Genomic DNA, 13,551 nt, shown 5'->3' with positions numbered 1-13,551 from the left:
GAATAAACATGAAATATATCATATTCACAGACCTAGACGGTACGCTCATCGACCACGATACATATTCCTATGAACCTGCAATACCTGCACTCAAGCTTTTAAAAAAACATGATATACCACTTATATTCTGCACAAGCAAAACAAGATCTGAAATAGAGGTTTATGTTAAAAAACTGGATATTTTACACCCGTTTATATCCGAAAACGGGGGAGCTGTTTTTATACCGAAGGGATATTTTGACGTGGATTATGATTATACAGCAATCCATGAAAATTACAATGTTATAGAACTCGGTACAAGGTATTCGAAATTAAGACAGGTTCTGGAAGAAATCAAGGGTTTAGTTGATGTTGATATCATAGGTTTTGGAGACCTTGATGATGAAGGTGTAAGCAAGGATACAGGATTGGATATTGAATCTTCACGGCTTGCAAAGATGCGGGAATATGACGAAGCATTTAAAGTTATAGGACAAGAAGAAAAAGTAGCAGACAGGATAATAGATATTATAAAATCCCATGGTCTGAATTATACCAGAGGGGGAAGGTACTGGCACCTTATAGGTGATAATGACAAAGGAAAAGCAGTAAAAATTTTGTCAGACATCTATCGCAAACAATTCAGTGACCTGCAAACTGTTGGTCTCGGAGATAGTTTAAATGACCTTCCAATGCTACAATCTGTAGATATACCATACCTAGTTAAAAAACCCGGTGGCAAACATGACGAATCCATTACTGACAGCCACATATATAAGATTGAAGGAATTGGACCTGAAGGATGGAATCAGGCGATAATTAATTTGATATCTGATAAAACGAATTAACAATATTTAATACCAAATTAATACAATTAAGTAGGGGAGAGTACATAATGATAAGACTTGAGAATATGCTACCCAAAGCGCTTCTAACCGGTGTGGTAAAAATGGTGGACCTTGATGGCCCTGAAAAAACCTTACGATGGCTTGAAGATATCGGCAAAGACCTAGCTGAAATTGAGGGTGCAGGATTTGAAGGGGCAAGAGATGATAATATACTTTATTTACCCATCTGCCCTTTTGGAGGTGAATTGATAGAATATATTGAAATCTATGGAGAGCAGCCCGTGCAATTTAAGAAAGTAATCGAAGCCTCTGATAAGGAAAGGGATAATTCTGACAAACCATGGGATTATCCTGCATTATCGAATATATTAGGCATCCTGCATTATAGCTATATAAAAAGAAGAGGTGAAATGGCAGGATTTAAAATATTCAGCCTTGGTTGCAGGTCACCCATGAAGGGTTCTGATTGCATCGCATACAATGAATATGCGATAAAAAGGGCAGATTTAACCAAAGAAAAAGTTGATAAGTACCTTGAAAAAGCCTATTGTGTGTTTAAAATTGAACCCGCTGATACGGAGTGAGTCTTTTGAACCGGATGGTAGCCCACAGATTATACGAAAACAGTATAGAAATACTAAAACAAAACCAGCATGAAAAAGGAGGATTCTATGCAAGCCCACCTGGAACAAGGTACCCATTCATCTATCCAAGAGACCACTCGATAGCAATACTTGGTGCTATTTCCGCCGATTTAATGGAACAGGCAAGATTGGGACTGGAATTCATACTTAATGCCCAAAAGCCGCTGGGAGAGTTTTCACAAAGATATGATATTGATGGAAACGATGCCAGCTACAAAGATTTACAGATAGATGGAACCGGTCTGGTGCTCTATACATTGGGCAAATATTTTGAAGCAACCGGAGGGTCATTTTTTGAAGAGATGGCTGACAGGGATTTTGTGTTAAAACACTGGAGTACCATCAGAAAAGCAGTGGAATTTGTTTTGATGAACAAAAACGAGGAAGTGGATCTAATCCATACAATAAACAGCATCCATGAATATCCTGCCTATGAACACGGTTTTGAAATCTATGCAAACTCCGCCTGCTGTGCAGGGATATTTGCAGCTGTTGAAATGGGTGAAGCTATTGGTACTGATGAAAAAGAACTGGACAAATGGAAAAACGAGGCAGAGAAGGTCAAAAATGCGATCCTGACCCGTATGTACAGCCCCAGAAGACGTTCATTTATAAAATGTATTCGTGTAAAGGATAAAAACAGTGAACCAATCGCATACGATGCCTTTGCTTCTAGTGTCATTGATGTTGATGCTGCCGAATATGCACCAGCCTATTTTGAATTAATCAGTGACCATGACATGAAAACCCGGACAACTGTTAAACGAATCCACAGGAACCTCTGGGATGATGAAATAGGTGGGTTAAACCGCTATCCTGGACATTGGGACCGGAACAATGGTGGTTATGGACCCTGGTGTCATTTCACCTGTGAACTGGCAAATCATTATATAGAAAATAATGAAAAGGACATGGCAGAAAATTATCTTGGATGGGTAGTGGATATGGCTCATGATTATCAGTTGCCCGAACATATATCCACAATTCAGCGTTTTGAACTCTGGGTTGAAGACTATACCAACGCCAATATCCTGAGGGACAGCAAAATAAAAATGATAGAACAAACCCGCAATCATCCCAAATGGCAGGATGGATTAGCATACATTACAATCCCACTTATCTGGCCTCATGCTGAATATATCAGAGCATACAATAACTATATGGATAAATTCCAGTAATTAATATACAAAGGACTTCTTTATTTTTTTCTTAATTTATGTAAAATGTTGTCAGGCATATCCTATTGTTAAACTAAAACAAGATTTTTCAATCACAGAAATATATGGTAATACATTAAGTTTTTAAAGCAAAAATCTAACAGGTGATACCATGTCAGCAGAAATCTATTACAAATCAATACCGATTACTAAATCACTAGTACCTGATTTTGAAACTATAGCACCCGAAATATCTGACATACTGGAAAGCGGCAGAACAACCAATGCAAGAAATGTAGAAGAGCTGGAAAAAGCTGTTGCTGACTATCTTGGGGTAGAACACGCTGTGGCAGTATCAAGTTCCACTGCCGGGATGATGTTAACAATCAAAAGTCTGGGTTTGAGCGGAGAAATCATCTTACCTGGGTTTAATTTCCATTCTGCAGCAGATGCTGTGTTATGGAACGGATTGAAACTGAAATTTGTAGATATAGACCCTGAAACCTGGACCATCGACCCTGAAAAAGTTGAAGATAACATAACAGAAAATACATCCGCAATCTGTGGTGCACATATCTTTGGAAATCCGTGTGACATTGAAAAACTGCAGCAGATAGCAGATGATAACAATCTCAAACTGTATTTTGATGCTGCACATGCCTTTGGATCAAAATATCACAACAAATATATAGGAAACTTCGGAAACGCTGAAATATTCAGTTTGAATTCGTCAACTTCTAGTTCTCCGGGGGAAGGCGGTATAGTTACCACAAACGATGAGGAATTGAAGGATTACCTGTTAACCGGCAGAAATTATGGCGATGAAGTCGAACTGGGTTCCCAGTTCCCGGCATTTAATGCAAGAATGTCCGAGTTTAATGCCATACTCGTCAGGTACTCCCTGCAAAATATTGAAGAAGGTATCAGGTCGCGTAATGGTGTAGTTACTAAATATAGAAATGTCTTGAAAAACGTACCTGGCATTTCATTCCAGGAAACAACAACCCATTCAAGAAGCGCGTACAACGAATTTGCTATTTCAATCAATACTGATGAGTTCGGTATGACAAGAGATGAATTGGCTGAAAAATTATCAGAATTTAATATCGAAACCAGAAAACATTATTATCCACCGGTACACAGGCTAAAGGCATATTCAGAACATGTACAATCAAGTATCGACCTCCCGGTAACAGATGAATTATCAGAAAATGTATTGAGCCTGCCTATATGGTCACAGATGTCATCCAATATCGCAGGCAAAGTATGCTCAAGTATTCAGAAGATAAGGATGGATACTGTCAAATAAGATGCCAGTACACCCCATTTTCATTATTTTTTATGTTCAATATCCCATACACCCACAAAAACAAGGCTTGTTTCAATAGGTGTCCTATCACTACCATCCATGGTGATATCTTCCCGTTTCATATCAATCTTAACCCCACTTTTATCCAATCCTGCATCATCCATATAATTAAATATTAATTCATGACCAATTTTTCTTGCAAAATCGAGCGCATCATCGTAATCAGAAAATTCATCCCTTCTGCCTGGTGAAAAGACTATAGTTCTTACCTCATCATTTTCATAATTATAAACGGATTTAAGGAGGATATAAACTCTTTTGATGCCTTTACCAGCTACCGCTCCTACAGCATTCCCAACTTCTGCAAATTCTGGTACTCTGATATCAGCATCTATTAAACTGTTTAAATCGCTCTGATAAACTCTTGCAGATGCTCCTATTAAAACCAGTGGTACAAGAAGTTTGAATTTTGATAGATTAGTATTATGAAGAATTTTATCGATTTCTGATTTTTGCACATTTTTAAAGATAAATGATATGACATTCAGAGCAAGTGTATGTGTTACTTTGTCTTTAACAGACCTGCAGAATTTATAGTTGAGTGTGTTTGCAACTCGGGACAGAAGAGTTGCACCTATATGTGCTGCATTAATGTTCCATCTTTCATAATCTCCAAGTATATGAAGAGCATCAGTAGGGGTAAATCCAATCGCCTGAATTAGACGTTTTTGAGTCAATGAGTTTAAAAATATATCAGGTGTAGATGTTTCCTGGAGAATGTCATTAATGGAAGCAGGCTCGTTGTTTTTAATTTTTTCAAGTATTATGCTCTCAGGTTCAGTAAGATGTATAGGCTCTTCTTCTGTTTTAATATAAAATATAGTAGGCTGGATATTTTCGGTTAACTGTTTATTGGAGGGTATCCGCTCTTTTTTTAATTTATCCACCAAACCTGGATATTTTTCTGCAGCTACACACAATGGGATTACTCTTCTTGGACCGATATGAATTTTCTGATTCTTTACCCAGACATGACTATCTCCACCCATAGCAGAGGTTTCCATACGAAGTGCTCTGACCTTGGTCTGCCAGCCACCAACCAATGCACCGGTTTCTGTTAGTTCCGGAAGTCCGTTTTCCATAAGGGATACATCTGTACTCGTACCACCAATATCTATAACTGCACAGCTATCAAGGTTAGTCAGGTATGATGCTCCCATGAGACTGGCTGAGGGACCTGAGAATATCAATTCTATTGGTTTCTCAAGTGCCTCTTTAATTCCAACTATAGAACCATCACATTTTAACATCCGCATTTTTGCATTTATAAATCTTCTCTCGGTTTCGAACCTGACGGACTGTATGAATCTGGTAGTAATAGGTAATAATTGAGCATTCAAATATGCGGTAACTCCTCTCTCATAAACTCCGAGGTCCTGGGACAGTTCATGGCCGCATACGACCGGATAATCTGTTAGGTCCCGTATGATTTGCTTTATCCGCAATTCATGGTCTGGATTTCTTACACTAAAATATGATGATACTGCAAATGCTGAAACATTGTCCTTTACCCTTTTTACAAAATCTGCAACCTTTTTTTCGTCCAGTTCAGAATACTCATCTCCTCTTGTAGTATGACCCCCGTTTACTACAACATAATATTCCACATCCAAATCTTCAGGTACCTCATATTTACCTACTAGTATCAGACCTACCGGATACCCAGTCCTTTCAAGCACAGTATTTGTAGCCAGTGTGGTAGATACAGAAACAATATATATATCCTTTAAATAGGATTGGTCCAGTCCATAGATTGCATTTTTTACACCCTCGATAAGGTCTGGGTAAGTCGTCAGTGACTTGTTAAAGTTTACAATGACTCCATCATTATTTCTCATCAAAACTGCATCGGTATATGTCCCTCCAGCATCAATTCCAAGACTGTATTTCATATTTAAAGCCCCTTAAAACATACAGTCAATGTATGTCTTTCTTATTTCTAGCCAATGTGAACTAAGACAACTTATCATAAATATATCGTGTTTCCATATTTATATTAACCTTCCAAAATTAATATCCCAAATCCCAATATGGGAAATAAATATGCAAACGAATTAAACGAGAAAGATGATACTTTCTCACCTAAGTTTACATCATTTTATGTAAATTTAGGAGTGCGGAAATAACATATAAATACTTATTTCAATAAAATTTGAAATATACTAAAACCGATTTTAATTCGTAATAAAAAAATCAAAAACGAGGGACAAGGATGATGGTCCTTGAAATTATGGCAGATCACATCGCCTCAGCAACCGGAGTAAACGGGAATGCTGCTGATATCCTCCATTTCTGAATATATGATAGTCTGAAAGTCGTTACTATTTTATTGCTGGTCATATTTGCCATTGGATTTATTTATCTTAAAGGCAAATATAGTATCTTTGAATATGGTATGTAGCTGAATTATCGTTCCCGGGATTTGTAATGGTCAAAAAGGTTATGAAAAAAGAGCTTATTGTTACCTATGTATTTATATTGGGGTTGGGAAATACATTGATAGAATCAATATTTAGCATCATATTCTGACCCATTTCCTGAAATAAAAGGATTTAAAGAAGTTAAACCCCTTCTGTTTTTTAACTGTTATTGTTACTGTAACCTGTATAATTATCCTGCCCCATGTGCCCAAGTATGTGGTGATAATGATATACCGGCATCGCAAAATAAAAAGCATGGGTAACGACTTCACTAAGGGATGGATGAATTGTCATACTATTCATGATAGGTGCAGGACTCTGATCTGGTGTATACATCAAAGGTATTACCTGGTGGATCAGTATCGATGCATGGGGGCCTATGATATGTGCACCAAGGATTTTTTCTGAATTTTGCTCCATGATGATTTTTACAAAATAATCCTCTGCATTCATCGCCTGTCCCTTGGCAGTTTCTTCATAACTGTAAAAACCTATGAGTATGTTGTCTTCACCATACGTATCAATAGCATCTTTTTCCCTGATTCCTACACCGGCAATTTCAGGATAGGAGAAAACTGCGTGTGGTACGGCATGATAATCAACTTCTATATCACGTTTTAAAACAGCATTCTGGAAAACAATACCAGATTCGTAATTGGCAACGTGTTTGAAAAGATATTTACCGTTTGCATCCCCTAACGCCCAGACATTGGACATGGATGTCTCAAGGTGGTTATCTACTTCTATCCATCCTTTATTATCGGTTTTTATGCCTCCTTTATCAGGGCGCAGTATATCTGAATTTGGACCCCTCCCTGTAGCAACCAGTATTTCATCCACGACTACTTCTTTATGAGTTCCACTGCTTCGGTCTTTAAAAACCAATTTCTTTTTGTTGCCTTCCTTTTGAACTTCAACAGCTTCATGGTTGGTATGTATTTTCATATAGTCCGACATCTTCCTCTGAGAAAGTGCCGATATTTCTGGTTCTTCTTGAGGTATAAACTGAGGGTTGCGTCCGATCAATGTCACACTGGAACCCATCGCCGAGAAGAAATGTCCGTATTCTGCAGCGATATATCCCCCTCCAATAACTGCCAGATTTTCCGGAAGTGTATCCATATCAAGTACTGTGTCACTTGTAAGATAACCAACCTCATACAGACCTTTAACAGGTGGGATAATAGGCTTAGAACCTGTACAGATAAATATCATATCCGAAGATATGGTTTCATTACCTACCTTCAGTTTATAGGGTTCTATAAATTCTGCAACTTCTGGATAGTAATCCACATTTTTACTTTCGGATAAACCCTGTCTTATCATCTCAATATCTGATGATATTTTGTCCCTCATGCTGTCCATGACCTTTTTGAAATCGATATTTTGTATATCTACATTAATCCCGAACTCACCGGCTGATTCAATATCTCTGATAAGTTCGGCGGGATAGAGTAGCAATTTGGAGGGTATACATCCCCTGGTAAGGCATATACCACCAGGTGCATCCTTATCAATAACTGCAATATTAATATCTGGTTTTCTGTCGATTAATTCGTTTACAAAATTCATTCCTGAACCTGTACCTAGTATAATCAGGTCGTATTTTTTCATTCACAAACCCCTGTTCAAAAGATTTAGAATATCCTGTTATTAAATATTTATTACATTACACCATTTTAAAAATATTAGCCAAAAAAATCAATTACTTTAAATTTTAATCCGATTAGAGTTAAAATACTAATCAAAATCCAAATAGGTGAATATAATTGGACACCAGTAAAAAAGTATACATTGCAGGACCTCTGTTTTCAGAGGGTGAACTTGATTTTAATACAAAATTAAAAGAGGCTATTGAGAAAAAAGGATTTGCAGTATATCTACCGCAGGAAAATTCAGAAGATAATGTTCATATGCGCCATGAACACAAACAGAATTACATATTCCAGAAAAACGTTGAAATTATCGATGATTCGGACATAATAATTGCAGTCCTCGATGGTGCAGATGTGGATTCAGGTACATCCTGGGAAATCGGATATGCTTATGCTAAAGGAAAATCAATATTTGGTCTTAGAACCGATTTCAGAACACTTGGTTCAGAAGGTATGATTAACCTTATGATAGACCAGTCTGCTGATGCCATTGCATTTGACATTCCCGGAGTTCTGGAGATACTTGAACAATAAACCTGAGTGGTCAATCAATGTAATTCATGTGTATTTTTCTGACACAAGTTGACCCGTAGGGACCTATTGTGTCCGACTTAAATTCAATATAATAACTGGTATTCAATGACCTGCCGCAAAGTTTGCATCTCCCTTTATCTTCCTGTTTTATTATTCGGGGTTTTTCAAATTCCAGAGAGGATGCCTCATGAGTCATAATATATACTTCATCCCTTCTTTCAACCAGCCCCATATCTCTGGCTGATTTTAATATCTCATCAACGGTTTCGTAATTTTTCGCAACTGTATGATAGAGGATATCCCTGAGTTCAATCGGAGATAGTTCATCGACATCCATTGCCGCAATGATTTCAAGCCCTTTATCAGTTATGTTATTGCTCATTGTTTCCTGACATCCCTTCTTCTACACTTTTTCGTATAATGAATCCCGCTTCATGGAGGATAGTATCACCCAGTTCTACATCTCTTTCCATACTTGCAGTACATGGATAGGCATGATGTGCACTGGAAACTGTCTCCTTGTAATCTTTTACATCTGTACCAGTAAGCTGCTTGGCTACAAACCATGTTGAACCACATGGTGCGTCCCTCATTACCCGCACAAACCTGAATGTGTCCTTGTTTGTATTCAATTCAACCTTTAACAGTGGTCTCCCAAAACCCAAATCCACAAACTGGTCGATTACAGGTTTACCGGTTTTTTTAAGCGAACAAAAGGGTTTTGGGAATTCTGCTTCCACTCCTAATTCTTCCAGTTCCTTTTTCACCTGTTCAACAAGTCCCGGTGGAGCAAGCTGGGGTCTTTCAACAGGAGAAATAACAGCTGATGCTTTTGTTCTTCTGGTAATCTCCGGAAGAATGGTCAGCAAATCGGGGTGCAGGTCTATAGCTAAGATGAGATCAGTATCTGATAATTTTTCAGGTATGTACTCTGTCGGGTCATCTATAAACTCTGGCAAATCTTCCGGGAATTCATGGGTTTCCACTATCATATGGGATATGCCCTTGCGTACACTCCTGCAGTGGTCACATAGAAACTCACCACATGAGGTGCAAAAATTTGTAGTATTGATAAGATTGCCGATTACCTTCTCACCAAATGTTCCTGTGTAAAATACACTGATTTTCATCTGCTTACCTATTTTGTTTCAATATATTAATCGCTTTTCACCTATATTTCCTATTTTTTATACTGAATTTTATAAAAATATTAAGTAATTTACTTACGTAAAATTGTTACATAAGTAACATCAGATAAAAAGAATATCTGTTAGTTACAACAAAAATAAAGTAAGAATACACAGATTTCAACTCAAGTCTTTGTATGAGAGAGGGTATCCAGACATATTGAAAGAATTACCAGATAAATCACCATCTAACAATGTAAGTGGTTAATTCCAAAAGGAATTGGGCGATGGAAATACTATGTACAGGTTTGACGGGTACTGGGTATATATCTGTGACTCCAGTACAACCCATGAAACATCTGTAATACCTGTCCATTCAACGTCTGAAGTAGTAGAAAACCTGGAAAAATAATTGGTTAAAATTCTTACCGCTGGAAAACTCCAGTGGTCACCTTTTCTAGGAGGGTTATAAAATGGAGTACAAAAGTAGAGATTAATACCCATGATGAAGTCAATAACGCTGCCATTACCATCATAGAACTGGATTCCAGACCTGACAGCACGGAAAAAGAGGCGAAGGGTACTCTTTATAAATATCTGAACATCGAATTAAAGGATATAGAAGATGAAAACATTGAAAGCGTAGATGTTAAATTCAATATCAACCGCCAATGGCTTCAGAATAACAACGAAGAAGCTGAAGATATTGTCCTCGATAGATACGTTGATGGTAAATGGTCAACCAATGAAACATCTGTGTAGATGAAAATCAAAACAGTGTTAAGAAACTACTATAGAATCTGACCCCAGTGTCAGGTCAGAATCCGAAGAAAAAAATGATACCAAAGAAAACACCTGTAAATCTCCACAACCTGAAGAAACTCCTAGTTTTGCAGGTATACTTGGAATCGCTGGTATAACAGCTGTGGCTTTCCTATTGCACAGGAGATAAATTAAAAAGGAGGGGTCAAACCCTCTATAATATTATTTTAAAGAATAAAACATGGACACATAGCCTTTGTGGTACACATCATCCAGTTTCAAAAATCCAAGTTTTCCAAAAAATTCAGGCGTAACAGTCTGCACATAAATATATTCTCTCCAATCAGGCTGCCTTTCCAGTAAATAATTAACAAGTTTTGAGCCTATACCTTTTGAGCGGTAGCTTGGATGAACTGCGACTGTATGTATTTCGGGATAGTTGCGGTTTATTTCTACAGCTGTACCCACTATTTTATTTTTATAAGCAATCTCAGCAACAATGAAATTCTCTGCAGGTAAATCATACATTTCAAGCAGACAATTGGATAAGAGCAAATAGACAGATAACAAATCTTTGTTAGTAGCCCTTCGTATTGTTATATTTGGATTCATGCAGGGTCTGGTTAACAGTATGTTCTCAATAATATTTATATCAAATATTGATTTAAGGGTTAGTACAAAAATATCCATAAACCTAAATATGTTATAAATGTATTGCTCTGATACACGAACAAATTGTAAAATAGTGGTGGAATTAAATGGGATTATTTGGAACTAATGGAGTAAGGGGTATTGCCAACGATTATATTACACCCGAACTGGCTGTTGATATTGCTAAAAGCCTTGGTACCTATTTGAATAACAGCGGAAAAGTGATTATAGGAAGAGATACCCGGATTTCAGGAAATATGTTAAAACACGCTGCAATATCAGGTGCTCTTTCTTCCGGGTTATCGGTTATCGATGTCGATATGGTACCAACTCCATCGATTCAGTATTATATCCGCAATTATAAAGCGGATGCAGGAATAATAATCACTGCTTCTCATAATCCGCGGGAATACAATGGAATCAAACTGATAGATGGTGACGGAACAGAATTTTCTAGGGAAGGAGAACAAAAGGTGGAAAATACCTACTACACAAAACAATATGTTTCTGCTGGGTGGGAGAACACTGGTAATTTACAGTCGGATTATAATGTAAATGATCATTATGTACATGGTATCATTGAATCCATAGATGCAGAAAAAATTCGAAATCAGAACTTCAAAGTTGTTGTAGATACTGGGTGCGGAGCTGGTTCCCTTACCTTACCGTTTTTACTCAGAAAACTGGGTTGTGAAGTGATTACAATCAACGCCCAGATTGATGGAACATTCCCATGGAGAAATCCTGAACCAACCCCTGGGGTATTGAAGGAACTTTCAGAGATTATACGGCTAAGTAGAGCAGACATAGGCGTTGCACAGGACGGTGATGCAGACCGTGCTGTGTTTATAGATGAAAACGGAAATTTTGTGGACGAAGAGGTACTGCTTTCACTAATGGCTAAAAATATATTGAGCCAAAGGAAAGGACCGGTAGTCACACCAGTGAGTTCCTCCCAGCGCATGGCTGATATTGCAAAGGAGGCAGGTGTTGAACTGATATGGACCGCTGTAGGCTCTATCAATGTAGCCCGGAAAATGATGGAAACAAACGCTGTTTTTGGCGGAGAAGGTAACGGTGGTCTTATATTCCCTGAACACCAGTACTGTAGAGACGGTGCTATGTCATGTGCAAAACTACTGGAGATTATGGCATCCGGTGCGTCACTATCATGGCTTGCTGAAGGAGTGCCTGTATATTACAATTCCAAAACAAAGGTTCCATGCAAGAACCTGGAACATACCATGGAATGTATCAAAAATAAAGTACATGAGGACTATACAGGCGTTCAAATTGATACTATTGATGGGGTCAAAGTCTGGTTTGATGACGGATGGGTTCTTGTAAGACCATCTGGTACCGAACCGATTATCAGGATATTTGCCGAATCAAAGACTATGAGCAGAGCAGAAAGCCTGATGAAAGATGGTGTTGGCTGGGTAAAAGATTGTAAATAATTTCAGGCTTTACCCCTTGATTCCCCGAATACTACACCTGTAGCTATAAGGTGCGCCACCCTTATAGGCTCTGGAATATTGCTCCTTGTAGATGTCAATTGTACTATACTGCGGGCATCTTCCTTTTCAATTCCCACCCACTGGATATAAAGCGGCCTGGCTCTGTGGTCGATATAATTAGTTACTTCGGCAATTTCCCCTGCCTTTTTAATTATTTCCATTCGTTTCTCAGGGTCTGGCAGATGTTTAAGTGCCGATTCTATCTTTTCAAAAACAGGATATTTACGCATTATTACTATTACAGGCAATCCTGTTTCTTCATTGATTTTCACAATGTCAATCGGATTAAAACCCCCGAAAGTGATGCCATCAAGCATGATTACCCTGAGCTGTACAAAATGTTTGCTTGATGTTACCATTCTGATTATGGTCTCCGTACCATCCATACCATCCCGGGTAATCTCAGATCGCAGTACACCATCAAGCCAGTCACCTCCCCGAAATACTGCCCCGATTATCATTATCCTGTCACATATAAGTGCAGAATCATCTATACCCAGAACCCTTATTTCGGATTTTATATGAAATCCAGGTGATTTATCTGAAATATTCCCACTCCTGCACTAAAGGTTGAATTATAAAAAGATATATCTAATATTCAATAAATTCAAAAAGGGAGTGGATATACATAACATTAGAATATTAACAATCCAACGATAATTGTGATAATCCACATCGAAAACATAACCCACATTATATTTCTCATGGTTCCAGGAGATACTTCATCTGAACTCATATAACCGCCTTAAATTATTATTCTATAGATATAGTTTGTAAGTCTATATCAATTTAAATACATAAAAATTGTGATATTATCCTTGCGTTAATAACCTGAGATTATCAAATTAGCTCATAATATCACCCATTCTAATTCGATTATATTTTCTC

13 protein-coding genes are annotated in these 13,551 nt (G+C 37.7%); 7 read left to right on the top strand and 6 right to left on the bottom strand.

What is annotated here, in order from left to right:
• Positions 1 to 8 precede the first annotated feature (8 nt).
• The 4 genes from mpgP (at position 9) to ACLFMM_RS00050 (ending at position 3,937) form a co-directional block, all read left to right on the top strand.
• The gene (mpgP, locus tag ACLFMM_RS00065; RefSeq protein WP_410806672.1) at positions 9 to 827 is read left to right on the top strand and encodes a mannosyl-3-phosphoglycerate phosphatase; all 819 of its coding nucleotides are present in this window, start codon (positions 9 to 11) and stop codon (positions 825 to 827) included.
• Between the two features lie 47 nt (positions 828 to 874).
• Positions 875 to 1,411: a hypothetical protein gene (locus tag ACLFMM_RS00060; protein ID WP_410806671.1), complete on the top strand. Its 537-nt coding sequence runs from the start codon at positions 875 to 877 to the stop codon at positions 1,409 to 1,411.
• A gap of 14 nt (positions 1,412 to 1,425) precedes the next feature.
• A complete protein-coding gene (locus ACLFMM_RS00055; RefSeq protein ID WP_410806710.1) occupies positions 1,426 to 2,649 on the top strand; it encodes a glucoamylase in 1,224 nt (407 codons plus the stop codon).
• A gap of 151 nt (positions 2,650 to 2,800) precedes the next feature.
• Positions 2,801 to 3,937, top strand: coding sequence for a DegT/DnrJ/EryC1/StrS family aminotransferase (locus tag ACLFMM_RS00050; RefSeq protein ID WP_410806670.1), 1,137 nt, complete (start codon positions 2,801 to 2,803; stop codon positions 3,935 to 3,937).
• A gap of 23 nt (positions 3,938 to 3,960) precedes the next feature.
• Here ACLFMM_RS00050 and ACLFMM_RS00045 read toward each other — a convergent pair whose 3' ends face one another.
• Together ACLFMM_RS00045 and ACLFMM_RS00040 are read right to left on the bottom strand one after the other, a co-directional pair.
• On the bottom strand, positions 3,961 to 5,889 hold the full coding sequence (locus tag ACLFMM_RS00045) for a hydantoinase/oxoprolinase N-terminal domain-containing protein (protein WP_410806669.1): 1,929 nt from the start codon (positions 5,887 to 5,889) through the stop codon (positions 3,961 to 3,963).
• Between the two features lie 687 nt (positions 5,890 to 6,576).
• Positions 6,577 to 8,031 (bottom strand): dihydrolipoyl dehydrogenase, encoded by a 1,455-nt coding sequence (locus ACLFMM_RS00040; RefSeq protein ID WP_410806668.1) that lies wholly within the window; start codon positions 8,029 to 8,031, stop codon positions 6,577 to 6,579.
• A gap of 155 nt (positions 8,032 to 8,186) precedes the next feature.
• On the opposite strand from ACLFMM_RS00040, the gene ACLFMM_RS00035 reads away from it, so the two are divergent.
• Positions 8,187 to 8,606, top strand: coding sequence for a nucleoside 2-deoxyribosyltransferase (locus tag ACLFMM_RS00035; RefSeq protein ID WP_410806667.1), 420 nt, complete (start codon positions 8,187 to 8,189; stop codon positions 8,604 to 8,606).
• 10 nt (positions 8,607 to 8,616) lie between these two features.
• Here ACLFMM_RS00035 and ACLFMM_RS00030 read toward each other — a convergent pair whose 3' ends face one another.
• Positions 8,617 to 8,988, bottom strand: coding sequence for a DUF5830 family protein (locus tag ACLFMM_RS00030; protein WP_410806666.1), 372 nt, complete (start codon positions 8,986 to 8,988; stop codon positions 8,617 to 8,619).
• Positions 8,978 to 9,736, bottom strand: a complete 759-nt coding sequence (locus ACLFMM_RS00025; protein WP_410806665.1) for a DUF166 domain-containing protein — start codon at positions 9,734 to 9,736, stop codon at positions 8,978 to 8,980. The genes ACLFMM_RS00030 and ACLFMM_RS00025 overlap by 11 nt, the downstream gene beginning before the upstream one ends.
• A 441-nt stretch (positions 9,737 to 10,177) precedes the next feature.
• On the opposite strand from ACLFMM_RS00025, the gene ACLFMM_RS00020 reads away from it, so the two are divergent.
• Entirely contained in the window at positions 10,178 to 10,495 is a 318-nt protein-coding gene (locus ACLFMM_RS00020) for a PGF-pre-PGF domain-containing protein (RefSeq protein ID WP_410806664.1), read from the top strand.
• 222 nt (positions 10,496 to 10,717) lie between these two features.
• Here ACLFMM_RS00020 and ACLFMM_RS00015 read toward each other — a convergent pair whose 3' ends face one another.
• Positions 10,718 to 11,107, bottom strand: a complete 390-nt coding sequence (locus ACLFMM_RS00015; protein ID WP_410806663.1) for a GNAT family N-acetyltransferase — start codon at positions 11,105 to 11,107, stop codon at positions 10,718 to 10,720.
• 146 nt (positions 11,108 to 11,253) lie between these two features.
• On the opposite strand from ACLFMM_RS00015, the gene glmM reads away from it, so the two are divergent.
• The gene (gene glmM, locus ACLFMM_RS00010) at positions 11,254 to 12,603 is read left to right on the top strand and encodes a phosphoglucosamine mutase (protein WP_410806662.1); all 1,350 of its coding nucleotides are present in this window, start codon (positions 11,254 to 11,256) and stop codon (positions 12,601 to 12,603) included.
• Between the two features lie 2 nt (positions 12,604 to 12,605).
• Here glmM and ACLFMM_RS00005 read toward each other — a convergent pair whose 3' ends face one another.
• The gene (locus ACLFMM_RS00005) at positions 12,606 to 13,211 is read right to left on the bottom strand and encodes a DUF99 family protein (RefSeq protein WP_410806709.1); all 606 of its coding nucleotides are present in this window, start codon (positions 13,209 to 13,211) and stop codon (positions 12,606 to 12,608) included.
• Between the last annotated feature and the right edge of the window lie 340 nt (positions 13,212 to 13,551).

Origin of the sequence: Methanohalobium sp., from assembly GCF_046546175.1 — an archaeon.
Taxonomy (GTDB): domain Archaea; phylum Halobacteriota; class Methanosarcinia; order Methanosarcinales; family Methanosarcinaceae; genus Methanohalobium.
This window is presented reverse-complemented; position numbering and strand designations above follow the sequence as displayed.

Coding starts and splice junctions, on each gene's coding strand:
- mpgP (WP_410806672.1), top strand. CDS start 9: ATGAAATATATCATATTCACAGACCTAGACGGTACGCTCATCGACCAC.
- ACLFMM_RS00060 (WP_410806671.1), top strand. CDS start 875: ATGATAAGACTTGAGAATATGCTACCCAAAGCGCTTCTAACCGGTGTG.
- ACLFMM_RS00055 (WP_410806710.1), top strand. CDS start 1,426: ATGGTAGCCCACAGATTATACGAAAACAGTATAGAAATACTAAAACAA.
- ACLFMM_RS00050 (WP_410806670.1), top strand. CDS start 2,801: ATGTCAGCAGAAATCTATTACAAATCAATACCGATTACTAAATCACTA.
- ACLFMM_RS00045 (WP_410806669.1), bottom strand. CDS start 5,889: ATGAAATACAGTCTTGGAATTGATGCTGGAGGGACATATACCGATGCA.
- ACLFMM_RS00040 (WP_410806668.1), bottom strand. CDS start 8,031: ATGAAAAAATACGACCTGATTATACTAGGTACAGGTTCAGGAATGAAT.
- ACLFMM_RS00030 (WP_410806666.1), bottom strand. CDS start 8,988: ATGAGCAATAACATAACTGATAAAGGGCTTGAAATCATTGCGGCAATG.
- ACLFMM_RS00025 (WP_410806665.1), bottom strand. CDS start 9,736: ATGAAAATCAGTGTATTTTACACAGGAACATTTGGTGAGAAGGTAATC.
- ACLFMM_RS00015 (WP_410806663.1), bottom strand. CDS start 11,107: ATGAATCCAAATATAACAATACGAAGGGCTACTAACAAAGATTTGTTA.
- glmM (WP_410806662.1), top strand. CDS start 11,254: ATGGGATTATTTGGAACTAATGGAGTAAGGGGTATTGCCAACGATTAT.